The 23,733-nt window shown below is 72.4% G+C and carries 20 protein-coding genes; 10 read left to right on the forward strand and 10 right to left on the reverse strand.

The features are described 5' to 3' along the window. The first annotated feature begins 22 nt into the window (after window positions 1-22). On the forward strand, window positions 23-865 hold the full coding sequence (locus RM812_RS29330; RefSeq protein ID WP_311578845.1) for an endonuclease/exonuclease/phosphatase family protein: 843 nt from the start codon (window positions 23-25) through the stop codon (window positions 863-865). On the opposite strand, the gene RM812_RS29335 is transcribed toward RM812_RS29330, so the two are convergent. Continuing rightward, window positions 834-2,375, reverse strand: coding sequence for a CehA/McbA family metallohydrolase (locus RM812_RS29335; RefSeq protein WP_311578848.1), 1,542 nt, complete (start codon window positions 2,373-2,375; stop codon window positions 834-836). The two genes, RM812_RS29330 and RM812_RS29335, sit on opposite strands and share 32 nt — an antisense overlap. A gap of 187 nt (window positions 2,376-2,562) precedes the next feature. Between RM812_RS29335 and RM812_RS29340 the strand changes: the two genes are divergently transcribed. Next, window positions 2,563-5,166, forward strand: a complete 2,604-nt coding sequence (locus RM812_RS29340) for a bifunctional FO biosynthesis protein CofGH (protein ID WP_311578851.1) — start codon at window positions 2,563-2,565, stop codon at window positions 5,164-5,166. A gap of 150 nt (window positions 5,167-5,316) precedes the next feature. After that, window positions 5,317-5,880 carry a hypothetical protein gene (locus tag RM812_RS29345; RefSeq protein ID WP_311578854.1) on the forward strand — a complete coding sequence of 188 codons (564 nt, stop codon included), beginning with the start codon at window positions 5,317-5,319 and terminating at the stop codon, window positions 5,878-5,880. Here RM812_RS29345 and RM812_RS29350 read toward each other — a convergent pair. From RM812_RS29350 to RM812_RS29360, 3 genes are all read right to left on the reverse strand, one after another. Continuing rightward, on the reverse strand, window positions 5,864-6,370 hold the full coding sequence (locus RM812_RS29350) for a DUF2165 domain-containing protein (protein WP_311578857.1): 507 nt from the start codon (window positions 6,368-6,370) through the stop codon (window positions 5,864-5,866). The genes RM812_RS29345 and RM812_RS29350 overlap by 17 nt on opposite strands. A 29-nt stretch (window positions 6,371-6,399) precedes the next feature. Beyond that, window positions 6,400-7,482, reverse strand: coding sequence for a tyrosine-protein phosphatase (locus RM812_RS29355; RefSeq protein WP_311578860.1), 1,083 nt, complete (start codon window positions 7,480-7,482; stop codon window positions 6,400-6,402). A 238-nt stretch (window positions 7,483-7,720) separates the two neighbouring features. Next, a complete protein-coding gene (locus RM812_RS29360) occupies window positions 7,721-8,068 on the reverse strand; it encodes a DoxX family protein (protein WP_311578863.1) in 348 nt (115 codons plus the stop codon). Window positions 8,069-8,162: 94 nt separating this feature from the next. Here RM812_RS29360 and RM812_RS29365 point away from each other — a divergent pair, with 94 nt between their 5' ends. From RM812_RS29365 to RM812_RS29375, 3 genes are all read left to right on the forward strand, one after another. Further along, complete coding sequence (locus RM812_RS29365; RefSeq protein ID WP_311578866.1) at window positions 8,163-9,059, forward strand: LysR family transcriptional regulator; 897 nt, start codon at window positions 8,163-8,165, stop codon at window positions 9,057-9,059. Window positions 9,060-9,163: 104 nt separating this feature from the next. Then, window positions 9,164-10,279 (forward strand): ADP-ribosylglycohydrolase family protein, encoded by a 1,116-nt coding sequence (locus tag RM812_RS29370; RefSeq protein ID WP_311578869.1) that lies wholly within the window; start codon window positions 9,164-9,166, stop codon window positions 10,277-10,279. Between the two features lie 158 nt (window positions 10,280-10,437). Further along, window positions 10,438-10,848 carry a VOC family protein gene (locus RM812_RS29375; protein ID WP_311578872.1) on the forward strand — a complete coding sequence of 137 codons (411 nt, stop codon included), beginning with the start codon at window positions 10,438-10,440 and terminating at the stop codon, window positions 10,846-10,848. Window positions 10,849-10,884: 36 nt separating this feature from the next. Here RM812_RS29375 and RM812_RS29380 read toward each other — a convergent pair whose 3' ends face one another. From RM812_RS29380 to RM812_RS29390, 3 genes are all read right to left on the reverse strand, one after another. Continuing rightward, window positions 10,885-12,465 carry a sodium:solute symporter family protein gene (locus tag RM812_RS29380; protein WP_311578875.1) on the reverse strand — a complete coding sequence of 527 codons (1,581 nt, stop codon included), beginning with the start codon at window positions 12,463-12,465 and terminating at the stop codon, window positions 10,885-10,887. A 247-nt stretch (window positions 12,466-12,712) separates the two neighbouring features. Then, the gene (locus RM812_RS29385) at window positions 12,713-14,680 is read right to left on the reverse strand and encodes an MFS transporter (RefSeq protein WP_311578877.1); all 1,968 of its coding nucleotides are present in this window, start codon (window positions 14,678-14,680) and stop codon (window positions 12,713-12,715) included. Window positions 14,681-14,828: 148 nt separating this feature from the next. Next, entirely contained in the window at window positions 14,829-17,186 is a 2,358-nt protein-coding gene (locus tag RM812_RS29390) for a D-alanyl-D-alanine carboxypeptidase (RefSeq protein WP_311578880.1), read from the reverse strand. A gap of 201 nt (window positions 17,187-17,387) precedes the next feature. On the opposite strand from RM812_RS29390, the gene RM812_RS29395 reads away from it, so the two are divergent. From RM812_RS29395 to RM812_RS29405, 3 genes are all read left to right on the forward strand, one after another. Beyond that, the gene (locus tag RM812_RS29395; RefSeq protein ID WP_311578883.1) at window positions 17,388-18,146 is read left to right on the forward strand and encodes a GOLPH3/VPS74 family protein; all 759 of its coding nucleotides are present in this window, start codon (window positions 17,388-17,390) and stop codon (window positions 18,144-18,146) included. 300 nt (window positions 18,147-18,446) lie between these two features. Next, window positions 18,447-19,304: a helix-turn-helix domain-containing protein gene (locus RM812_RS29400; protein WP_311578886.1), complete on the forward strand. Its 858-nt coding sequence runs from the start codon at window positions 18,447-18,449 to the stop codon at window positions 19,302-19,304. Window positions 19,305-19,528: 224 nt separating this feature from the next. After that, window positions 19,529-19,720, forward strand: coding sequence for a DUF397 domain-containing protein (locus RM812_RS29405; protein WP_311578889.1), 192 nt, complete (start codon window positions 19,529-19,531; stop codon window positions 19,718-19,720). A 134-nt stretch (window positions 19,721-19,854) separates the two neighbouring features. Here the strand turns inward: RM812_RS29405 and RM812_RS29410 are convergent, their stop codons facing one another. From RM812_RS29410 to RM812_RS29420, 3 genes are all read right to left on the reverse strand, one after another. Continuing rightward, window positions 19,855-20,733 carry a MerR family transcriptional regulator gene (locus RM812_RS29410; protein ID WP_311578893.1) on the reverse strand — a complete coding sequence of 293 codons (879 nt, stop codon included), beginning with the start codon at window positions 20,731-20,733 and terminating at the stop codon, window positions 19,855-19,857. Between the two features lie 106 nt (window positions 20,734-20,839). Then, window positions 20,840-21,361, reverse strand: coding sequence for a glutathione peroxidase (locus RM812_RS29415; protein ID WP_311578896.1), 522 nt, complete (start codon window positions 21,359-21,361; stop codon window positions 20,840-20,842). Between the two features lie 41 nt (window positions 21,362-21,402). Further along, entirely contained in the window at window positions 21,403-22,389 is a 987-nt protein-coding gene (locus RM812_RS29420) for an ArsR/SmtB family transcription factor (RefSeq protein ID WP_311578899.1), read from the reverse strand. Between the two features lie 113 nt (window positions 22,390-22,502). Here RM812_RS29420 and RM812_RS29425 point away from each other — a divergent pair, with 113 nt between their 5' ends. Continuing rightward, window positions 22,503-23,717, forward strand: coding sequence for an MFS transporter (locus RM812_RS29425; protein WP_311578902.1), 1,215 nt, complete (start codon window positions 22,503-22,505; stop codon window positions 23,715-23,717). Window positions 23,718-23,733 lie beyond the last annotated feature (16 nt).

Consider the following 23,733-nt stretch of genomic DNA (forward strand, 5'->3'; position numbering starts at 1 on the left):
CGGGAGGACGGGCGGTGCGGGCGTGCGGGTCGTGACGTGGAATCTGTGGTGGCGGTTCGGGCCGTGGGCCGAGCGGCAGAAGGCGATCCTCGCCGTACTGAGGGAACTGCGGCCCGATGTCGTCGGCCTCCAGGAGGTGTGGGCCCACGCGCCGCGCGCCGACGGCGAGAACCTCGCCGAGTGGCTGGCCGGCGAGCTCGGCCTGCACTGGGCCTGGGCGCCCTCGCCCGCCCCCGAGCGGTGGCAGCGGCGCATCGGGGACGACACGGTCGGCATCGGCACCGCGGTGCTCAGCCGCTGGCCCGTCGTGGAGCGGGCGGTGCTGCGGCTGCCCGTCCCCGAGGAACTCGACGACGGACGGCTCGCGTTGTACGCCCGGCTGGACGCGCCCGGCCACCAGGTGCCCTTCTTCACCGCCCACCTGACCTCGGGCGGCCACGCCTCCGCCGTGCGCCGCGAGCAGACCGCCGCGCTCGCGGACTTCGTCGCCGGGCACCGGCACGGCACCGGCTTCCCGCCCGTCGTCACCGGCGACTTCAACGCCCGTCCCGAAGCGCCGGAGGTCCGCCTCCTGCGCGCGCGGCGACTCCACGACGCCTGGGAGCACGCCGGGCCCGGTCGGCCGTCCGGCACCTGGGACACGGCGAACCCGTACGTCGCGCACGCCGACGGCGAGCCGAGCGTGCGGATCGACTACGTCCACGTGGGCCCGCCCGGCCCCGGCGGGCTCGGGCGGGTCCGGGCGGCACGGCGGGCCGGCGACGGCCCCGTCGACGGCGTCTGGCCCTCCGACCACGCCGCGGTCGTCGCCGACCTGGACGACGGCCGAGCGGCTACCGCCGCCCCAGGAACACCGGGTTCGTGAACGCCGCCAACGCGCCCGGTACCGGCCCCGCCGCCGCCTCGTGCCGCACCTCCGCCCGTACGTACGCCGCGTAGGAGGCGGTCGTCCGCCACTCCACGACGCCCGAGCCGGACACCGGCAGCGGTCCGCTGGTGAACAGCACGCCCTGGTCCGTGACGAAGCGCACCGTGCAGCGCGGGGCGCCCGTCACCTCCAGGCGGACGGTGACCGGGGTGTCCTGGTCCACGCGCAGCCGCTCGCCGATGCCGGCGTGCTCACCGCGCCCGCCGGACGCCGTGAAGGCCAGCGACACCTTCGCCGACTCCGCGACGTACGACCGTCCCGCGCGGATGCCCTCCTGGATCGCCTCCCGGGTCAGGTCGTCGGCGAGGACGACGGTCTGCGGGCGGCCGATGACGTCCGGGGCGCGGTGGGAGTCGCTGCTGCCCATCGCCGGGATCCAGCCCCTGCCGCCCTGCCCGTCGCGCACGGAGGCGACCAGCATGCCGTCCCAGTCGGCCAGTGCCACCTCGTCGTCGGGACCGTAGGCGCCGTTCCACACCTCGACCGCGTCCGCCTCCCCGAACCCGAACTTCCAGTTGCAGCCGATGCAGGTGGCGTGCGGGTGGGCCGGGACGACCAGGCCGCCGGCGCGGCGGATCTGGCGGGCGAAGCGGCCGAAGCGGTTGTCCCGGGCCCGGTAGCGCCAGTCGACGAACGTGCCGGCGTCGGTGCCGAGGGCGACGACGTGACCGTTGCGGGTCGTCACCTCCTCGCCGAGCAGGACCAGCAGGTCGTCCCCGGCCAGGTCCGCCCAGTGGGCGTGCGCCGAGTGGGTGTTGTGCTCGGAGGAGTTGATGAAGTCCAGGCCCGCCGCGCGGGCCAGCCCCGCGATCTCGGCGAGGGTGTAGCGGCCGTCGGAGTACACGGAGTGCAGGTGGCAGTCGCCCCGGTACCAGGCGCGGCCCCGCCCCTTGGCGCGCTCGGGCGGATACACCGGCCGGACACCTTCGCCCTGCTCGCCGTAGGTCAACGTGATCGCGATCTCGTACGACAGTCCCTGCGGAGCCACCGTGTACGGGCCGAGCGCGATGTGCCACACGCCCGCGCGCACGGGCCCCGGGACGTACCCCGGCGTCGCCTCGTCGGCCCGTACGAAGAACTCCGTGCGGGCCCCGCCCGACCAGCCCCTGAAGCCCCGGCCGCCCAGCTCGGTGCCGCGCTCGTCGAAGAGGCCGATGTCGAGGGCGTTGCCCTGGGTGCCGGCCGGGACGGCGGGGCGGTCGTAGGTGTAGGCGACGTGGATCTCCCGAACCCCCGGGGGGACCTCGACCGGGACGTACACGAAGTCGGGGGAACCGGGCGGCAGGGTGCCGCGCACGGTCCTGGTCCGCTGATCCCGGGCACCCTGGTTGTTCCGGCCTTCCGCCGAAGCGAAGCTCACGCTTCCCAACGTAAGCGCGGCGGCGGCTCCCGTCACGAACAGGGCGCGTCTGCCCGGGCCCGTGCCGGCGTGGTCGTCCTCGCACATGCTGCTGCTCCCAGGTGTCGTCTTTGGCATGACATCGGTGGTGCAGGAATGGTGCGTGCAACCCTCGTATTGAGCCGTGAACTCCCGTACAAGGAAAGGGGTTCGGCGGATTGAGAACCGCCGAACCGCGCGGTGGGCCGGCGGGACGGAACCCGCGCGCTGATCATCCCGCTCGTATGCTCGAAGGATGACGACTTCCGCGACCTCCGGAACCGGCCCCACCGACCCCACCGGTCCCACCGAGAACTCCCTGCGCCGCGCCCTCAAACGCGCGCGGGACGGTGTCGCCCTCGACGTGTCCGAGGCCGCGGTGCTGCTCCAGGCCCGCGGCGAGCACCTCGACGCCCTCACCGCGTCCGCCGCCCGGGTCCGGGACGCGGGTCTGGAGGCCGCCGGGCGCCCCGGCGTCATCACCTACTCGAAGAGCGTCTTCGTCCCGCTGACCCGGCTGTGCCGGGACAAGTGCCACTACTGCACGTTCGTCACGGTGCCCGGCAAGCTGCGCCGCGCCGGACACGGGATGTTCATGTCCCCCGACGAGGTCCTCGACATCGCGCGCAAGGGCGCGGCCCTCGGCTGCAAGGAAGCGCTGATCACCCTCGGCGACAAGCCCGAGGACCGCTGGCCCGAGGCACGCGAGTGGCTCGACGCGCACGGCTACGACGACACGATCGCCTACGTCCGCGCCGTCTCCATCCGCATCCTGGAGGAGACGGGGCTGCTCCCGCACCTCAACCCGGGAGTCATGACCTGGACGGACTTCCAGCGGCTCAAGCCGGTCGCGCCCTCGATGGGCATGATGCTGGAGACCACCGCCACCCGCCTGTGGTCCGAGCCCGGCGGCCCGCACCACGGCTCCCCGGACAAGGAGCCCGCCGTACGGCTGCGCGTCCTGGAGGACGCCGGACGCTCCTCCGTCCCCTTCACCTCCGGTGTCCTCATCGGCATCGGCGAGACCTACGAGGAGCGCGCCGAGTCCCTCTTCGCCCTCCGCAAGGTCTCCCGCGCCTACCACGGCGTCCAGGAACTGATCATCCAGAACTTCCGCGCCAAGCCCGACACCGCGATGCGCGGCATGCCGGACGCGGAACTGGACGAACTCGTCGCCACGGTGGCGGTGGCACGGCACATCATGGGCCCCTCCGCCTGCCTGCAGGCCCCGCCCAACCTGGTCGACTCGGAGTACGAACGCCTGATCGGCGCGGGCATCGACGACTGGGGCGGGGTCTCCCCGCTCACCATCGACCACGTCAACCCCGAGCGCCCCTGGCCGCAGATCGACGAACTCGCCGAGAGGTCCCGGGCCGTCGGCTTCGAGCTGCGCGAACGCCTCTGCGTGTACCCGGAGTTCGTCCGACGCGGCGAGCCCTGGCTGGACCCGCGCCTGCGCCCGCACGTGACCGCCCTCGCCGACCCGGCCACGGGCCTCGCGCGCGAGGACGCGACGGTGGAGGGCCACCCCTGGCAGGAGCCGGACGAGGCCTTCACCGCCACCGGCCGCACCGACCTGCACGCGACCATCGACACCGAGGGCCGCACCTCCGACCGCCGTGACGACTTCGACGAGGTGTACGGCGACTGGGGCGCCCTGCGCGAGGCCGCCGCGCCCGGCATGGCACCCGAGCGCATCGACACCGACGTACGCCAGGCCCTGGCGACGGCGGCCGACGACCCGACGAAGCTCACGGACGACGAGGCGCTGGCGCTGCTGCACGCGGACGGTCCGGCACTGGACGCCCTGTGCCGGGTGGCCGACGACGTGCGCCGGTCGGCGGTCGGCGACGACGTGACGTACATCGTCACCCGGAACATCAACTTCACCAACGTCTGCTACACCGGCTGCCGCTTCTGCGCCTTCGCCCAGCGCCGCACGGACGCCGACGCCTACACGCTCTCCCTGGACCAGGTGGCCGACCGCGCGCAGCAGGCCTGGGACGTGGGCGCGGTCGAGGTCTGCATGCAGGGCGGCATCCACCCCGACCTGCCGGGCACGGCGTACTTCGACATCGCGAAGGCGGTCAAGGAACGCGTCCCCGGCATGCACGTGCACGCCTTCTCGCCGATGGAGGTCGTCAACGGCGCGACCCGCACCGGCCTGTCCGTCCGCGAGTGGCTGAGCGCGGCGAAGGAGGCCGGCCTGGACTCGATCCCGGGCACGGCGGCGGAGATCCTCGACGACGAGGTCCGCTGGATCCTGACCAAGGGCAAACTGCCCGCGGCGACGTGGATCGAGGTCGTCGAGACCGCCCACGACCTGGGCATCCGCTCCTCGTCCACGATGATGTACGGCCACGTCGACCAGCCCCGCCACTGGCTCGGCCACCTGCGCACCCTCGCCGGCATCCAGCAGCGCACGGGCGGCTTCACGGAGTTCGTGACGCTCCCGTTCATCCACACCAACGCGCCGGTGTACCTGGCGGGCATCGCGCGCCCCGGTCCGACGACGCGCGACAACCGCGCGGTCACGGCGATGGCCCGCCTCCTCCTGCATCCCTGGATCCCGAACATCCAGACGAGCTGGGTCAAACTCGGCACGGAGGGCGCGGCCGAGATGCTGCGCTCCGGCGCGAACGACCTCGGCGGCACGCTGATGGAGGAGACGATCTCCCGCATGGCGGGCTCCTCCTACGGCTCGTACAAGTCGGTCAAGGACCTGATCGCGGTCGCGGACGCGGCGGGCCGCCCGGCGAAGCCCCGGACGACGCTGTACGGACCGGTGCCGGAGGAACGGCAGCGGGCGGCGAAGGCGTCGGACGGGCATCTGCCGGAACTGCTGCCGGTGCTGGACTGAGGTCGGCCGTGGAAGGCGCGGGCCGCCGGGAGCGCGGGGTGTCGGGGTACGGGCCGTCGGAAGCACGGGCGTCGGTGCACGGCGGGGTCGCAGTACGATGATCGGGCCCCCGGTGTGTCGGGGTTCTCGTAGCTGAGGAGATGCGTGCCCGTGCCTGCCCGACTTCCCTCATGGGCCTGGGTCTCCGGTCTGACGGTGGGGGCGATCGCGGCGGTGGCCGTCCTGGCCGTGAAGGCGGACCAGGGCCCGCACCCCACCGCGGCGGTCACCAGACCCAGTCCCTCGGTGTCGGCGGACGCGCATCCCACGCCGAAGCAGACCGCACCGGCCCGGGTGCCGGACGGCTCCGGCACCGGGCGGCGCATCGTCTACTCGGTCGGCCAGAAGAGGGTGTGGCTGGTGGACGCCAGCGACGCGACCCGGCGGTCCTTCACCGTGTGGCCGGGCACCGTCGACCCGGACCCCGGCACGTACAGCGTCGGCACCCGCCGCCAGGACCCGCAGGACGGCTCCGACGGGGTGCGGATCGAGCAGATCATGTACTTCACCCAGGAGGACGGCGTCTGGATCGCCTTCTCCAACGCGGTGGACGGCTCCTCGCCCCCTCCGCCGGCCTCCGGCGCGAAGACGGGCGGCATACGGCTGCCCAAGGCGGACGGCGACGCGCTCTGGGAGTTCGGAACGTCCGGCACGAAGGTCACCGTGGTGGCGTAGCCTCCGCCCGCCCGAAGGGCAGGTGCGCCACGATCAGTACGACCCCGCTCAGCAGGAACACCCGCGTCGCCGCGTCCAGCCCGTTCCAGTCCGCCGACTGCCACATCGCGAACCACTCCCCGCCGATCCCGATGAATCCGGCGCCGAAGAGCAGCATCAGCATGAGCGTGCCGTACGTGGTCATGCGCCGCGCAGGGGCGTGGTCCCGGCGTATCCACAGCCAGGTCGCGTGGATCAGCACGAGGGCGGCGACCGTCTCCCACACGATGATCGCGACGTAGGCGGCGTCCTGGACGCCCTTGTTCGTGATCGCCCGCCACATCAGGTCGTCGTCCTTGAACGTCGTGTCCATCGCGAGGACATGGCGCACGAAGTCCTGGTTGGTGCCGAAGTCGGTGATGTTCCCGAAGGCGACGAGGGTGATGTAGAGGGCGAGGACGCCGGTGAGGACGGTGGCGGCGAGGGGGAGGGTGTGTCTGGTCGTGGTCATGATCTCTCCCTTCCCCACGCCGCTCACGGTCAGCCCACCAGAAGATCCGCCTTGAGCCGGCGGAGTTCGCCGGCGTCCAGGCCCAGGGCCTTCTTCTCGTAGGCGGCGAACGATCCGTACGCGTCCTCGACCTCGTCGAAACCGGAGTTCAGGTACTCGGCGCGCACGTCGAGCATCGGCTTGTAGACCGCGGCCTGCTGCGCGGGCATGGCCGCCAGGGCGGCGGCGTTGGCCTCGGCACGGTACTCGTTGGAGGCGAGGTAGTCCGCCATGACCGTCTCACGCGGCACACCGAGCACGGTGAGCAGCGTGGCGCCGGCCCAGCCGGTGCGGTCCTTGCCCGCGGTGCAGTGGTAGAGGGCGCCGTCGGCGTCCCGGGCCAGGCCGGAGAACACGGTGGCGTACGCGGCCTTGGCGTTCGCGCCGCTGACCATCGTCCGCTCGCCGTCGATCATCATCTGCTCGGCCTCGGCGGCCGTCGTCGGCATGGAGAAGACGGGGGAGTCGTCACCGAGGACGTCCGCCACGACGTACCGCACCCCCGCGGGGAGGCGGTCCGGGGCCGACGCGCGTTCGGACGCGGTGCGCAGGTCGTAGTCGACGGAGATGCCGAGCCGCCTCAGCTTGGCCAGGTCGGCGTCGGTGAGCCTGTCCAGGGAGTCGGTGCGGTACACCGCGCCCATCCGCACCCACTGTCCGTCCTTGGTGCGGTAGCCGCCCGCGTCGCGGAAGTTGACCGCGCCGTCCAGCGCGATCAGCCGGTCGGCGAGCCGCAGCCGCTGCCCCCGGTCGGGGACCAGGTCGAACCACTGCCGGTCGGCCGCGGGCAGCCCGGACACGGTGACCCTGCCGGTGGACCCGCCCGCGGCGACGGTACGGCCGTTCGCCCGGACGGCGACCTCGCGGACGCCGGGCGCCTTCCAGGTGATCTCGTACGTGCCGTCGTCCCGGGCGGTCACCTCGGCGGCGGTGAACGGTATCTGCCGCGCCGAGTGGCCGGTGTGCGAGCCGTGACCGGCGGGGGTGGCCGTGGCGGCCGGGGCGGCGACGCCGGTGAGCAGCGCGGTGGCCGACAGGGCGCAGGCCAGGGTGACACGTGTCGTGGTCGTCATGACCGGCATCGTTCTGCGCCCGGACGGGCGTCGCGTCAACGGATCGTGAACCACACGAGTCGGTCGGCCGACGCGACGGTGTCCCGGCCCTGCCCGCACCCCGGCCGTGAGCCGCCGGTGCGGCGGGCCGGGGCGGGTGGTCGCGGAAAAGCGTGAACACCCGACGGGAAAGTGTCCTCCACGGGCTCATGTGAGCGACCCGGGGACAGTTGCGGCCGAGGTGCTCACGCTTTCCGACTCACCTGGTCGCCAGGACGAGCGCGGTCGCGTTCAGGGCCAGGTAGCCGACGGGGAACGCCAGGTTGTGGAAGACCCGTGCGCGCAGGTGCGCGGCGACGGCGCCGACGAAGAAGAGGACGAGGCCGACCGCGGCGGCGATGCCGAGGGGCCGGACACCCAGGAGGCCGAGGAGGAGCCCGGCGGCTCCGGCGGCCTTGAGTACGGCGAGCCACGGAAGCCACGACGCGGGCACCTCCACCGCGGCCGAGTTGGCGAGCACGAACCGGGCCCGCATCAGGTCCGCGACGGCGATCCCGGCGTTCGCCACGATCGCGACGACGGTGACGATCACGTAGGCCGTGTACACGAGGCTCTCCTTCCGGACGTCCGGACGTCCCCCTGCATCCAGCCTCACCGTGTTGCGCCGTGGCGTCCAATACCTGCGTCTATAACCTGGTGGCATGGATGTGGACACCCGGCTGCTGCGGTACTTCGTCGCTGTCGCGGAGGAGGGGAGCCTCACCCGGGCCGCCGAGGGGCTGTTCGTCTCCCAGCCCGCGCTGACCAAGCAGATCCGGCAGCTGGAGGCCGGGCTCGGCGTGGACCTGTTCACGCGGTCGAGGACCGGCATGGCCCTCACCGAGCCGGGGCGAGCGCTGATGGCGCGGGTCCCCGCCCTGCTGGAAGGGTGGGAGGCGGCCCGACGGGAGGCGAGGACGGCGGCGAGCCGTGCGGCCCGCGTCCTGCGGGTCGGGTTCATCGCCAGTGCCGCCAACGAGGCGACACAGCCGATCGTCGCGGAGTTCGCCCGGCGCCGGCCGGGCTGGAGGGCCGAGATGCGCCAGGCCTCCTGGTCGAACCCCTCCGCCGGACTCGCGGACTCGGACGTCGATGTCGCCCTGGTGCGACTGCCGTTCCCCGGTCAGGACGCGCTGCGGGTGGCGGTCCTGTTCAGTGAACCCCGCTGTGTCGCGCTGCCCGAGGCACACCCCTTGGCCGCTCGCGGGGTGGTCCCCTTCCGGGACCTGTGGGACGAGCCGTTCGTGGCGGCCCCACCCGAGACGGGCCGGTGGCGGGACCACTGGCTGGCCGCCGACGAGCGCGAAGGCCGCCCCGTACGCATCGGCGCGGTCACCGAGCAGCCGGACGACTGGCTCAGCGCGATCGCCAACGGGTACGGCGTCGCCCTCGCCCCCGCGTCCGCGGCCCGCTTCTACACCCGGCCCGGCGTCGTCTACCGTCCCGTCACCGGCGTGAGTCCCAGCCGGGTCGGCGTCGCCTGGGTACCCGCCGACGACGACAATCCCGTCGTCCAGGACTTCGTCCGCTGCTGCCGGGAGACGCGCATCGTGACGTGAACGTTTCCACACCGTTCCGGCCCGTTCCAGCCCTGAACCGACCAGCTTCGTTCGCATACAGTGCTGGGCGTCGTAGGTACGGACAGTGCCGACAGGAGGTCCAGGTGGGTGCGACAGTCGGAGCCGTCTGGGGGCGTGCCGAGCAGCAGGACTTCCGCAGCAGGGTGCGAGGGACGCTGCTCGGCGCGGCCGTCGGGGACGCCCTCGGCGCGCCCGTCGACGGGCTGGACCTCGACGGCATCCGGGAGGCGCACGGCGCGGAGGGGCTGTCCGACCTGGCCCCTGCCCACGGCCGGCGCGGCGCGGTCACCCACCACACGCAGCTCACCCTGTTCTCCGTGGACGGGCTGATCCGCGCCCAGGTGCGGCGGGACACCGGCGCCTGGCACCCGCCCACCGACCTGCACCGGGCGTACCGGCGCTGGGCCGCGACCCAGCGCGACTGGGGGCCCGACCTGCGGCGCGAGGACGACGGCTGGCTGGCCCGCGAGGAGTGGCTGTACGCGCGCCGGGACGCGCCCCGGGCGCTGTTCCTCGGGCTCGGCGACGAGACGATGGGTACGCCGCAGGCCCCCAAGAACCCCGCCGAGCGCGGGCCCGAGGCCGCCGCCCGGTCGGCGCCGTTCGGGCTTCTGGTCGGCTGGGAGCCGCAACTGGTCGCCCAGCTCGCCGTGGAGTGCGCGACGCAGACCCACGGCCACCCCACCGGCTACCTGGCGGCGGGCGCGTACGCCGTGATCGTGCACGGGCTGGCGCGCGGCGAGAGCCTGGACGGTGCCGTGCAGCGGGCCCTCGCGCTGCTCGCCGCGCGGCCCGGGCACCAGGCCGTGGCGGACGCCCTGCAACACGCGCTGGGCGCGGTACGGCAGGGGCTGCCGACCCCGGCACGGGTGACCGAGCTGATCGGCGGGGGCACGGCGGAGGGTCTGGTCGCCGCCGCGGTGTACTGCGCCCTCGTCGGCGAGGACATGCGGCACGGGCTGCGACTGGCCGTCAACCACGGGGGTCCGTCCGCGGCGGCCGGTGCCCTGACGGGCGGACTGCTCGGCGCCCTGCACGGCGAGACGGCCCTGCCACCGGCCTGGACGGCCGAGTTGGAGGGCCGCCCGACGATCCTGGAACTGGCCGACGACTTCGCCATGGAGATGACCCAGGGCACCGCGCTGCACGGCCCGGCGGGATCGTCCCCGGCCTGGCTGACACGCTACCCCCGAGGCTGACGACCCCACCGGCCGGAGGGCCGGCGGGCGATCGGGCGCGCGTATGCGCATGGAGCAGCGCCGATGACGTGCCGGCCCCGCCCCGGTGCCGTCCACCGCCCCGGTGCCGTCCACCGTCCCGTCACAGGAGCGCGCGGAGCGCGGCTAGCGTGGTGGCCATGGATCTCAGCATTCACACCACCGCCCTCCCGCACGACGACCCGGACGCGGCCCTGACCTTCTACCGCGACCTCCTGGGCTTCGAGGTCCGCAAGGACGTCGGAGAGGGCAGGATGCGCTGGATCACCGTCGGCCCCGCCGGCCGGCCCGACACCTCCCTCCTCCTGTCGCCGCCGGCCGTCGACCCCGGCGTCACCGACGCCGAGCGCCGCACGATCGCCGAGATGATGGCCAAGGGCACCTACGGGTGGATCCTCCTGGCCACCGACGACCTCGACGGCACCTTCGAGAAGCTGCGGGCCGAGGGCGCCGAGGTCATCCAGGAGCCGACGGAGCAGCCGTACGGCATGCGCGACTGCGCCGTCCGCGACCCCGCCGGCAACCAGATCCGCATCCAGGAACTGCGCTGAGCCTGCCGGTGCCCCGACCGCCGGGGCACCGGTCGCTCATGCCCCGGGGGTCCGGGTCCGTCCCACCGCGTCCTCCACCCCGACCGCCGCCGTCGGGACCGCGGCCGCCGCGCCGGAGGTGTCGTCGTCCGTGTTGACCCGCTCGATGATCGCGAGCCGCTCCGGCGTGTCCTCCGGCTTCAGGAAGCCGATCACGATGTACAGGACCAGCGACACCGCCAACGGGATCGACACCTGGTACTCCAGGGGGACACCGCCGTCCACGTTCCAGTTGATCGGGTAGTTGACCAGCCAGAAGGCGAGCAGGCCCAGCGCCCAACTGGTGAGCGCGGCCGTCGGACCGGAGCGGCGGAACGGGCGGAGCAGGCCGAGCATCATCGGGATCGCGATCGGGCCCATCAGCCCGGCGACCCACTTGATGACGACGGTGATGATGTCCTTGAACGTCGGCGAGTCGACCTGCGTCGCCACCGCCATCGACAGACCGAGGAAGACCACCGTCGTCAGCCGCGCCGCGATCAGCCCGGACCGTTCGCCCCACGCCCGCGCCCGCGCCGACAGCACCGGCGCCACGTCACGGGTGAACACGGCCGCGATGGCGTTGGCGTCCGAGGAGCACATGGCCATGGTGTGCGAGAAGAACCCGACGATGACCAGGCCCAGCAGGCCGTGCGGCAGGAGCTGCTCGGTCATCAGGGCGTAGGAGTCGGAGCCGTCCGGTTTCTGCGACTCCACCAGCAGCGGCGACATCCACATCGGGAAGAACAGCACCAGCGGCCAGACCAGCCACAGTATCGCCGACAGCCGCGCCGACCGCTCGGCCTCGCGGGCGTTGGGTGTGGCCATGTAGCGCTGGGCCTGGTTGAGCATGCCGCCGTTGTACTCGAAGAGCTTGATGAAGAGGTAGGCGAGCAGGAACACCGTGCCGTAGGGGCCGACCAGCGGTTTGGCGTGGCCCTGGAGCGCGGGCTCGTCCCAGACGCCGAAGAAGCCGCCGTGGTCGCCGAGTTTCATGACGACGGCCACGAACATCGCGACGCCGGCCAGCAGCTGGATGATGAACTGGCCCAGCTCGGTCAGCGCGTCCGCCCACAGGCCGCCGATCGTGCAGTAGATGCCCGTGATCACGCCGGTGATCAGGATGCCCTGGTTGATGCTGATGCCGGTGAAGACCGACAGCAGCGTGGCGATGGCCGCCCACTTCGCGGCCACGTCCACGATCTTCAGCAGCATGCCGGACCAGGCCAGGGCCTGCTGGGTGGGCAGGTTGTACCGGTTCTTCAGGTACTCCAGGGGTGAGGCCACGTGGAGTCGTGAGCGCAGCCGGTTGATGCGCGGCGCGAACAGCTTCGACCCGATGGCGATGCCGAGCGCGATGGGGAACGACCACGTGACGAAGGACGTGACGCCGTAGGTGTAGGCGATGCCCGCGTATCCGGTGAACATCACCGCGCTGTAGCCCGACATGTGGTGCGAGATGCCGGAGAGCCACCACGGCATCTTGCCGCCGGCCGTGAAGAAGTCGCTGACGTTGTCCACGCGTTTGTGCGACCACACGCCGATCGCAACCATGACGGCGAAGTAGCCGATGAGCACGGACCAGTCGAGACCGTTCATGTGCCCCCTTCCGGGGTCCGCCTGGTGAACTCCGCTCAGCTGGTTGACACTTCGCGCGAGCGGGGTAAGGGCGAGGCAGGGCCGCGAAGTGCCCGCTCATCGTGGTTGCGTGGACGCGGGCACGACAAGGAAGGGGATGGTCAAGAGAAAGTAAAAAAGTTCTGCTTTCTGACCCTGGTTCACCTACATGAACGCGATGAGGATGCGGCGAGACCCCGTCCCGCCCGGTGTTCTCCCTGCTCCGCGCCTACTTCAGCTCGTCCGGGCACGGCGTGCCGCGCTGCAGCCCGTACGGCGCCGCCAGCCGGTACGTGCCCGCCTCGGGGGCGACCAGCGTCGTCCATGTGTCGCCCTCGGCGGTCTCCTCGGTCTCCGTCAGGCACCCGTTGACGTTGTCGTACGTCTTCGGCGAGCCCTCCGGGCCGTTCTTGGAGGCCTCCGTCTCCTGGGGCGGCTCGAGCTTGTTGCCCTCGGCGTCGACGATGCTCAGCCACGGCGAGTACGGCATCCGGATCAGGATGCGGCCCGGCTGCTTCACGTCGATCGTCCACTCGCCCTGCTCGGCGCGCTGGACGACCGCGTCGGGCTCCGCCAGCGGCGTCGGGTTGGTCACCTGGAACAGCTGCCAGTTGGCGTCGCCCCAGACCTGCTTCAGGTACGGCAGGCCCCGCTGCACCAGCTCCCGCTCCCGCTGGCCGCCGTCACCGTCCGGCTCGCCCTTGGGCAGCACCACGAAGTGCACGGCCCAGCGCCCCAGCCACTCGTGGTAGTTCGCCGAGTTGAGGGTGTCGTCGTAGAAGAGGGGGTTGCGCTTCATGTCGGCCTGGCGGTTCCAGCCGCGGGCCAGGTTCACGTACGGCGCGAGCGCGGAGGCCTCGCGGTGCGAGCGGGCCGGTACGACCTCCACCCGGCCCCGCTCCGCGCCGACCTCCTGCAACTCGTTGACGAGCGGTGCCACCTCGCGGGCCCAGGAGGCGGCCGGCGTGGTGTGGATGACGTCGTCGCCCGACTTGAAACCGATCCAGCCGGCGAAGCCGACGAGCGCGACCACGATCGTGTACCACTTGCGCGACCGCGGCACCGTGAACGGCAGCGCGGCCACCAGCGCCACTCCGGCGAAGAGCATGGGGAGGCGCGTGATGTTGGAGCCGATCTGGGAGCTGATCAGCCAGACCAGCAGGACCGCCAGACCGTAGACCGCCGACGTGATGCGCACGGTCGTCCACGTGCGCGGCACGGACACGAACACCACCACCGCGAACAACAGCGGCAGGACCGTCGAACCGAAGCCCATCGGCTGGGTGCCGGAGAAGGGGAAGAGCCAGGCCGACAGCGCGACGACCACGCTCGGGGCCACGCCGAGCGCCCAGGCGCCCGGGCGCCGCTTCTGGAGGAACAGGGCCGCCGCCACCAGACCCACGAACAGGCCCGCGACCGGCGAGGACATGGTCGCCAGCGCGGCCAGCGGTGCCGCGCACAGCGCCTTGGCCCAGCGCTCGTGGCGCCAGCGGTGGGGCCAGCAGAACACCACGGCGACCGCGCCGAGGCCGAACATCATGCCCAGCCCGAACGTCACCCGCCCAGAGATCGCGTTGGCCAGCAGCCCGAACAGTCCCGCCAGTGACGCCCACAGCGGATTGCGGACCACCCGGCTGCGGATCAGGACGATCGTCAGCAGTCCGGCCGACAGCGTCCCCGCGATCATCATCGTCGTCCGCACGCCGAGCACCGCCATCAGATACGGCGAGACCACGCTGTACGACACCGGGTGCATGCCGCCGTACCAGGCGAGGTTGTACGCCGAGTCCGGGTGCCGGCCGACGAACTCCGCCCACGCGTCCTGCGCGGCGAGGTCGCCGCCACTGTTCGCGAAGGTGAAGAACCAGACGATGTGGAGGACCCCGGCCAGGGCGGTCACGGAGATCACGGGCCTGCGCAGCATGCGCTCGCGCAGGCCCAGGAAGGCGGACTTCACCGCGGACGGCGCTTCGGTCCGTGCCTCCGGATGCGCTTCCGGTCGTGCTGCCGGCGCGGTGTCCGGTGCGGTGTCCGGTGCGGCACGTTCGGGCTCCGGGTCACGGCCGCCGCCCGCTCGGCCATGACCGGCCTGCCCGCTCGCCCCGCTGTCCGCGCGGGGCGCGGGTACGCGTGGTCGCGGACCGGCTCCCGAGCCCGGATCGGCGTCGTCGGCGCGTGTCGGCTCCGCAGTGGCCACCTGAAGGCACTCCCCGTGTCCCGTCTTCTGCTCATCGGCCGTGTCCCGTTCCTACGACCGGCGACCTGCCCCGTTTCGTGACGCTAGCACGCACCCCGCCCAGCGGCTGCCGGGGCGGGGTGCGTGGTATCGGTTCCGGGGCCTGGCGTCAGCCGGTCCGGGTCAGCTTGGCCGTGAGAGGCGGCTCCGCCAGATCGTCCCGGAGGGCGACCGGGACGTCGACCGTCTCGGCGCTGCTGCCGTCGCCGACGGTGAGCGTGCCCACCTTCGTGCCGGCCTTCGCCGTGTGCGGCACCGTGCCGCCGCTCGACTCGTCCAGCTTCAGCTTCACGGTCAGGCCGGACCAGCCGACGGCGGAGACGTCCTTGGTGGCGACGACCGGGGTGGTGCCGCCCATGCCGTCGTCCACCTGCCCGACGACGTCCCCCTTCTTCACGATGGTCTTCGCGGTGAGCGCGTCCTGCCCCGACTCGATCAGTTCCCGCACGACGGCGGTGACCTTGTCGATGTTGGCGACGCCGTTCTGCCCGTACTGGCCGAGGGCCGCGCCGATGATCGTGTGGGTCTTGCCGCCGACGTTCTTCTCCGCGGCGAAGAGGATGTTGCCGCCGGCCGCGGTGGTGGTGCCCGTCTTGATGCCGATGGCCACGGTCGGGACGAGCCCGAAGTAGTTGTTCTGCTGCTCGCCGTTGAGGTCGACGTAGCTGGGCTGCTTGGAGATCTCCCTGAAGACCGGGTCCGCCATCGCCGCGCGGCCCAGCTTCACCAGGTCCTCGGCGGTGGAGACGGTCGTCTTGTCCAGGCCGCTGGGGTCGGTGTACGTGGTGTTCTTCATCCCCAGCTCCTTGGCGGTCTTGTTCATCTTCGCAACGAACTCGTCCTCGGAGCTGCTGCCGCTGTCCCAGCGGGCCAGCAACTTGGCGACGTTGTTGGCGGACGGCAGCATGACCGCCTGGAGCGCCTCGTACTCGGTGATCTGCTGGCCCTCGGTGACCTTCACCACCGACTCGTTCTCGGGCTTGCCGGTCTCGTAGTGCTTCTGCGCGGCCGCGTCGACCTCGATATTCGGTCCCTTGGCGCCCGGCTTCAGCGGGTGGTCGCGCAGGACCAGGTACACGGTCATGACCTTCGCGACACTGGCGATCGGCACAGGCTTCTGCTCGCCGGCCGAGCCGAACGAACCGATGCCCTGCACGTCGAGCGCGGCCTGTCCGCTGGAGGGCCACGGGATCTCGGGCTTGCCCCCCTCGAAGGTGAAGCTCTCCTGCGCCGTGAGGACGAGCGTCGGCTCGGGCAGCGGGCGCATCGCCTGCACCACGCCGAAGACGATCACCAGCAGGATGACGAGCGGGGTCCAGATCTTGATCCGGCGCACCGTCGTGCGGAGCGGGGTCTCCGGGGGAGGCGGCGTGTTCGTCAGCTCCGCCAGCAGGTCCAGCGGCGGCTTCGGCGGCAGCGGCTGCTGCGTGGTGTGTTCGGGCCCGACGTACGGCAGGGAGGGGGCGGCCGCGGTACGGGGCGTCTGCGGCGCCTTCGGCGCGGCCTTGGAAGGTGCGGACGGGGACTGCGGGGACGACGGGGGCTTGCGCGTCGCCGGGTCGTCCGGGTTCCGGAGCGCGACGAACTTGCTGGTCCGTTCGGCGTCGGCGTCGGCCTTGCGTGCCTTGCCCGCTTCGTCCGCCTTCTTGAGCGCGGCGGCGGCGTCGCCCAGCTTCAGCATGGTCGTCGGCTGGTCGACGGCGGGCGCGGAGGGCCGCGGGGCCTTGAAGACGGCGGTGGGCTGATCGACGGGGGTCGCGCCCTCTTCGTCGGCGACGGCGGCGTCGTCGGGGCCGTCGTCGGACTTGTCGTCGGCCTTCTCCGGGCCGTCCGCGTGCTCCTGAGGGTCTTCGGACGCGCCGGCGCCCTCGGCGCCCTCGGCGTCCTCGGCGTCCTCCGCGGCGTCCTCGGCGTCCGTGTCGGCGTCAGGGCCGTCGTCGGCCTTCTCCGGGCCGTCCGCGTGCTCCTGAGGGCCCTCGGACGCGCCGGCGCCCTCGGCGTCCTCCTCTGCCGCGTCCTCGGTGTCCTCGGTGTCCTCGGAGTCCTCGGCGCTCGCGTCCTCGCCCCCCGCATTCGCGGCGGCCCGCTCGTCCGCCGTCGCGACCCAGGTCGCCACGGCGTCCCGCAGTCGGACCTCAGTCGTGTCGACGGGCTCGGCGCGGTCGCCTTCGGACGAGCCGGAATCCTCCGCGCGGTCGGCGTCCTCGGTTTCCGTCTCGGTTTCCGTCTCGGCCTCCGTGCCGCGGCGCGACAGCACACGGGTGGCGGTGTCGACGCCCCCGCGCGAGGCGGCGGACGCCGACGGCTTCGTGCCCTCGTGAGTCACCGCCGCTCGCGGATCACCCGCTTCGCTCGCCCCGGTCCTCGCTTCGGGAACCGGACCCGCGCTCCCCGACGTCGGTTCTTCCGACGACTCGCGCTGCTTCGACCTGTCGGGGGACTCGCCCGCCACCGATGCCTCCTCCATGCGCCGCACGTCCTGCGTGCGCTACCGAACCGCGTAACGAACCGCGTACCGAACCATCTACCAGTGTCCTGTGTACGGGTAGGACCCACGCGGTAGACGAGAACGACATACCTACTGGTTCCACTACGAAGCGGTCACGCACTCTCGACAGACCAATGTGAGAGGGGTCACCCTGTCTGTCATCCACGCGGGGAGGCATGGATGGGCAGGAGCCGCAGAACACTTCCGGAGGAGCTTCTGCTGCTGGCGTTGGACCCGACCACGGGTACCACCGCGCAGCCGCAGTCGCTCGACCTGGGTCTGGCCGGAGCACAGCTGGTGGAGCTGGCGCTGGCCGGACGGATAGCCCCTGACGGGGATCGTATCGCCGTGGTGGCCCCACGGCCGACAGGAGATCCAACACTGGACTGCGCGTTGGAGTTGCTGCGAAGGCGTGGCGCTCCCGTACGGGCGGTCAACTGGATTGGCGGGCCCCGCCTGGGGCTGCGTCAGACCTACCTCTCGCATCTGGAGCGATGCGGCATGGTGCATGCCGTGGAGGGCCAGATGTGCGGGGTGCTGCCGACGACTCGCTATCAGGCGACGGACACGGCGATCAGCAGGGAGATCAAGGCCCGACTGGACTCGGCGATCCGTACCGGCGTACCGCCGGACCCGCGGACCGCGGCGCTCGCCGCCCTGGCCCACGCGGTCGGTCTCGGCAAGCACCTCTACCCGGGCAACGAAGGACGCTCGTCGCGGTCCCGTCTGCGGGACCTCATCAGGCACGACCCCATGGGCGGCCTGGTGGCGCACGCGGTGATGGACGTCCAGAACGGCGCGGTGGCCCAGCCACGCCGCAACCCGGCCCCGGCCGGCCGCCAGGCCGCCGGACCGGGAGCCAGGCCCGCACCGGAACCCGCCCGCGGTGTTCCGGCGCAACCGCGCCACGGATCCATGGCGCGCGCGGTGGCCCACTGAGCCGCACCCCACCGCACCGCACGCAGCACCGCACCGCCGCACCACCAGTCCCCAAGACCCGGTCACGGGAGCCGCAGGTTCGCGCGGGGCGGCGGGACCGGCCGTCCGTCCGGCACGCCCGGACGGCGGTACGGTCCCGCCACCCCGCGCGGCCATGTGCAAGGGTGGCGACCCGAACTGGCGTGTACGCGGCGCATATCGACCGTTTCCCAGCGGCGGAAAGCACCTTGGTGGCAGTCTGCTGAGCAGCAGATACGCAAAGTGGCAAGTACGAGTCACGCAGCCGGAGGTGCACGTCCCGTGGCGTCCAATGTCAATCCCACCGTCAGGCGGCGCCGGCTGGGCCAGGAGCTGCGCCGCCTCCGTGAACAGAAGGGCATGACGGCCGAGGAGGTGGCGGAGCGGCTGCTGGTCTCGCAGTCCAAGATCAGCCGCCTGGAGAACGGCCGGCGCAGCATCAGCCAGCGGGACGTCCGCGACCTGTGCGGGGTCTACGAGGTCGAGGACCAGCGGGTCGTCGAGTCGCTGATGCAGATGGCGAAGGACTCGCGCCAGCAGGGCTGGTGGCACGCCTTCGGTGACATCCCGTACAGCGTCTACATCGGCCTGGAGACCGACGCGGAGTCGCTGCGGACCTACGAACCCCAGATCATCACCGGCCTGCTCCAGACCCGGCCGTACGCCGAGGCGCTCATCCAGGGCGCGCTGCCCGAGACGTCGGTCGCCGACATCGAGAAGCGGGTCCAGGCCCGCATACGGCGCCAGGAGCGCATCTCCGCCGACACCAACCCGCTGCGGCTGTGGGTGGTCCTCGACGAGGCCTGCCTGCGCCGGACGGTGGGCAGCCGCCAGGTGATGCGCGAGCAGTTGGAGCACGTCGCCGCGATGTCGCAGCTGCCGCACATCACCGTGCAGGTGCTGCCGTTCGACGTCGGGGCGCACCCCGGCATCAACGGCCAGTACTCGATCCTGGAGTTCGCCGACGCGGCCGACTCCAGCGTCGTGTACATCGAGGGCGTCACCAGCGACCTGTACCTGGAGAAGGCGCAGGACGTGCAGAAGTACACGGTGATGTACGAGCACCTGCGGGCGCAGGCGCTCAACGTGGAGCAGTCGCGGCAGCGCATCGAGGACATGGTGAAGGAGTACGCGCGCTGAGGCTCCTGGGCAGGAAGGGGCGGGATGCTACACCCCTGCCGCGTTGCGCTGGAAGACTCACCTGGAATATGCCATCCGGTCGAGTGAACGGCCGCTCCGGACAAGGGGGTCAGCGAGTAGCGTCGATCACGCCAACGATCACACGACATTGGCGTAAACCGTGCTGCGGTCCAGTGGGCCCGCGGCGCGGCGACAGTACTCGGCAACTCGCCATCGGAGCAGACATGGCAATTCTTCAGGGCGCGACGGAATCATGGACCAAGTCCTCCTACTCCGGAGGAAACGGTGCGTGCGTCGAGGTCAAGTCCCCGGTCGTGGCGGCACTCGCCGTCCGTGACTCCAAGGTTCCCGAGGGGCCGGTCCTGGCCTTCCCCGCCGCCGCGTGGAGCGCCTTCGTGACCTCGGTCAAGGAGTAACGACTCTCCGCGCCGCCTCGTCGGCATGGCCGACGGAGCCCTCTCGTCCAGCTCGCCGACCTTGCCGAGAGGGCTCTGTTCAGGTCCGGGTGCCCGTCACCTCACCCGGTCACCTCACCCGGTCACCTCACCGGTCACGACACCGGGAACGCCACATCGCACACCGGGTCCTCGGGGCCCGACGCCTCCCAGTCGGCGAAGTACACCTCACGACACGGCCCCGCCACCGTCAGGCCCTGAGCGGCGATCCACTCCTCCACCGCCTCGAAAGCGGCCAGGATCTGCGGATGGGCCACCTGGGCCTTGGTGATGCGGGTGTAGGCCAGCCGCCGGGCCGGCTCCACCCGCACCTGCGACTGCCACGACCGCCCCTGTCCCTCGACCCACGACCGCGCCGCCGCCGCGTCGGCGACCGGCACGCACGACTCCGCCGGGCCGTCGCTCTCCGCCGACACCTCGGCGTGGTAGACGACGAACGGCGGCGCCGTCACACCCCCGCAGTCCCCGGCCGCCTCCCCCAGCCGGGTCAGCGAGGCGCCGATCCACGCCGGCAGCTCACCCGCCAGCGTGTGCCGCGTCTCGCTGATCACCACCTGCTCGGGCACGTCCACCGTCTCCACCACGAACTTCCCGTACATCTCGGAGCTCCTCCCCGACAGTCGCGCACGGAGGTAGTCGGCGAGCGTCCGCTGCCCGGCCACCCGGGCCTCCACTCCCGCCCAGTAGGCGTCGAGCAGACCGGCCGCCTCGGACCCGTCCGCGCGGACCACCTCGGCGACCCGCGCGAGCGGCATGTCCAACTGGCGCAGCAGGGCCACCAGGCGGGCCCGCTCGGTCTGTTCGGCGCGGTAGTAGCGGTAGCCGGTGCCCTCGTCCACATGGGCGGGCACCAGCAGGCCCAGGCGGTCGTACAGCCGGAGGGCCTTGGCCGACAGCCGGGCCCTCGCGGCGAACGCCCCGATGGTCAGCAACTCGTCGTCGCACACATCGTCCACAGCGTCATCCTCCGTCACCGGGCGGACTGTTCCGCCCGGCGACGACGACGCTCGGCCCTGCCCCAGGGGCAAGGTCAACCCCCAGCCCGGTCACCCCCTGCCCGGTCCCCCTCCCCCAGCCCGGTCAACCGGCCAGTCGCCCCTCCACGGCCGCCACGACCTCGGCCGACTCCGGCTCGGTCTGCGGCGCGAACCGGGCGGCGACCTTGCCGTCCCGCCCGATCAGGAACTTCTCGAAGTTCCAGCGGATGTCACCGCTGTGCCCCTCGGCGTCGGCGAAGCCGGTCAGCCGGTCGTACAGCGGGTGCCGGCCCTCCCCGTTGACGTCCACCTTCTCGGTCATCGGGAAGGTGACGCCGTACGTCGCCGAGCAGAACTCGGCGATCTCGTCGGGGCTGCCCGGCTCCTGCCCCATGAACTGGTTGCACGGCACGCCGAGCACGGTGAAACCCTGCTCCGCGTACCGCTCGTGCAGCCGCTCCAGACCGGAGTACTGCGGGGTCAGCCCGCACTTGGAGGCCACGTTGACCACCAGGACCACCCGGCCGGCGTACTGGGAGAGGTCGGCCGCCCCGCCCTGGAGGGCGCCGATCTCGACGTCGAGGGGGAGGCCGGCGTTGTCGCGCGCGTTCTGTGAGGTCGTCATGAGCGGATGCTAGCCCCGAGACGTGTCACCCCCGAGACGTGTCACCCGCGTCCGCTGCCCCGCTCGCCCGCCTCGACGAGCACCTCCCCGGCCGCCGTCCGCGAGTACAGCACCGACCGGCCCGCCCGCCGCCGCTCCACCAGCCCCGCGTCCAGCAGCACCCGCAGATGCCGCCCGACCGAACCGAGGCCCTGCCCGGTCACCCCGACCAGCTGGCTGGTGCTCATGGGGGAGCCGAGCAGCACCAGCACCCCCGCCCGGGCCGGACCGAGCAACGCGCCCAGGGCCGCGGGCACGTCCCGGGCGCCGTCGTCCGCGAGGGCACCGGCGCACGGGTAGACCACGGCGTACCGCTCGGCGTCCTCGTCCTCCCACGACACCCAGCCGTGCCGCTGCGCCGTGACCGGTACGAGGATCAGCTCGGCCCCGGCGAGGCGACGCGGCGGGTACTCGTGCAGGTTGACCTGGAGCCGGCTGTCGCCGAGCCAGCGGGTTCCCGGTCGCAGCGCGTCCAGCACGGCCGCCCAGCCGCCCCGGCCCACCTGCGCGATCCGGGCGACGACGTCGGCCTCCAGGACGCGACGGCGCCGGTCCCAGTCCGGCCGTACGGCCCGCGTCCAGACGTACTCCAGCAGCGCGGCGGCGCGCTCGGGCAGGTCGTCGCGGTCCAGGGCGGCGGGGAGCGGGCCGGCGAGGGAGAGGCGGAGATGGGCGCGGGCCTCGTCGGGACGGACCGACCGGATCCGGGCGACGCCCTCCTCGAAGGTCTCGTCCTCGCGCGGAGTGGGGGTGAAGAAGTCGGCGATCCACTGCCGGCCGAGCCCCGAGCGGACCAGCAGCGCGGTCACCGGGTCGTCCGCCAGCCGGCGCCGGTAGCCGGGCAGGTGGGTGTCCAGCCAGGCCCGCTCACCCGGGTGGGCGGCCACCTCGGCGTGCAGCAGCTTCAGGCAGGCGAAGGTCTCGGCGAGCGGCGAGAGGACGAAACGGCTGCGGGCGAGCGTGTCGGCGTTGACCTGCCACCAGCCCATGCCGCCCCCGTCGTCCCGGGACCCGCTCGCGCCCCCACCTGTCGCGCGCCCCCACCTTTCGCCTGCGCGCGAAAGAATAACGGCCGGTTCCCGCACCGTCGCACACTCCCCGCATGCCAGACACGAGCCGCAAGAGCTACGCGGAGCTCTTCCGCACCCCGGAGTTCAGCCCTCTCTTCCTCTCCACGTCGGCGGGCATCGCCGCCCAGACGGTGAGCGGTCTGGCCCTCGGCACGCTGGTGTTCCGGGCGACGAACTCGCCGCTGCTGTCCGCGGTGAGCATGTTCGGCCCGTCGCTGGCACAGGTGCTGGGCGCCACCTTCTTCCTCTCCGGCGCCGACCGGCTGGCCCCGCGCACGACGCTGGCGGGGCTATCGCTCGCCTTCGCCGCCGCCACCGCGGCCCTGGCGCTGCCCGGCCTGCCGGTCTGGGCGATGCTCGCCGTCGTCCTCGTCGAGGGCCTGATCGCCTCGCTCGGCGGCGGGGTCCGCTGGGGCCTGCTGAACGAGATCCTCTCCAAGGGCGGCTACCTGACGGGGCGTTCGGTCTTCAACATGATGACCGGCCTCATGCAGATCGCCGGTTACGCCACCGGCGGTGTCCTGGTGACCCTGCTGTCGCCGCGCCTGTGCCTGCTGCTCGCGGCCGGCCTGTACGCCGTCGCGGCCGGCCTCGCCCTCCGGCTGTCCCACCGTCCGCCGCGCGCCACCGGCCGCCCCTCCGTCGCCGTCACCTGGCGCACCAACGCCCTGCTGTGGTCCCGCGCGCCCCGCCGGCACGTCTATCTCGCGCTGTGGATCCCCAACGGCCTCGTCGTCGGCTGCGAGTCCCTGTACGTCTCCTACGACCCCCGGGCCGCGGGCACGCTGTTCGCCTGCGCCGCGCTCGGCATGCTGGCCGGGGACGTGACGGTCGGCCGACTGCTGCCGGCCCGGCTGCGCCCCCGCCTGGGCATCCCGCTGCTGGTGCTGCTGGCCGCGCCGTACCTCGTCCTCTTCCTGCGCCCGCCGTTGCCGCTGACGGCCGTACTGGTCGCCCTGGCCTCCGTGGGCTTCGGCGCGAGCCTGGTGCAGCAGGAACGCCTGGTCGCCCTGACGCCCGACGAACTCTCCGGGCACGCCCTCGGGCTGCACTCCGCCGGGATGCTCACGATGCAGGGCGTCGCCGCGGCCCTGGCGGGCACGGTCGCCCAGTTCACCTCCCCGGCGACGGCGATGACCGCGATGGCCCTCGCCTCACTCGCGGTGACCCTCACGCTGACGGTGGCGAGCCGACGGCACGCGGAGGACGGAGGGCTGTGGCCGACGCGGGCGGTCCGCGCGGCCTGACGTCCCGGGACCGGGG

Source organism: Streptomyces lancefieldiae, from assembly GCF_031845825.1.
GTDB lineage: Bacteria > Actinomycetota > Actinomycetes > Streptomycetales > Streptomycetaceae > Streptomyces > Streptomyces lancefieldiae.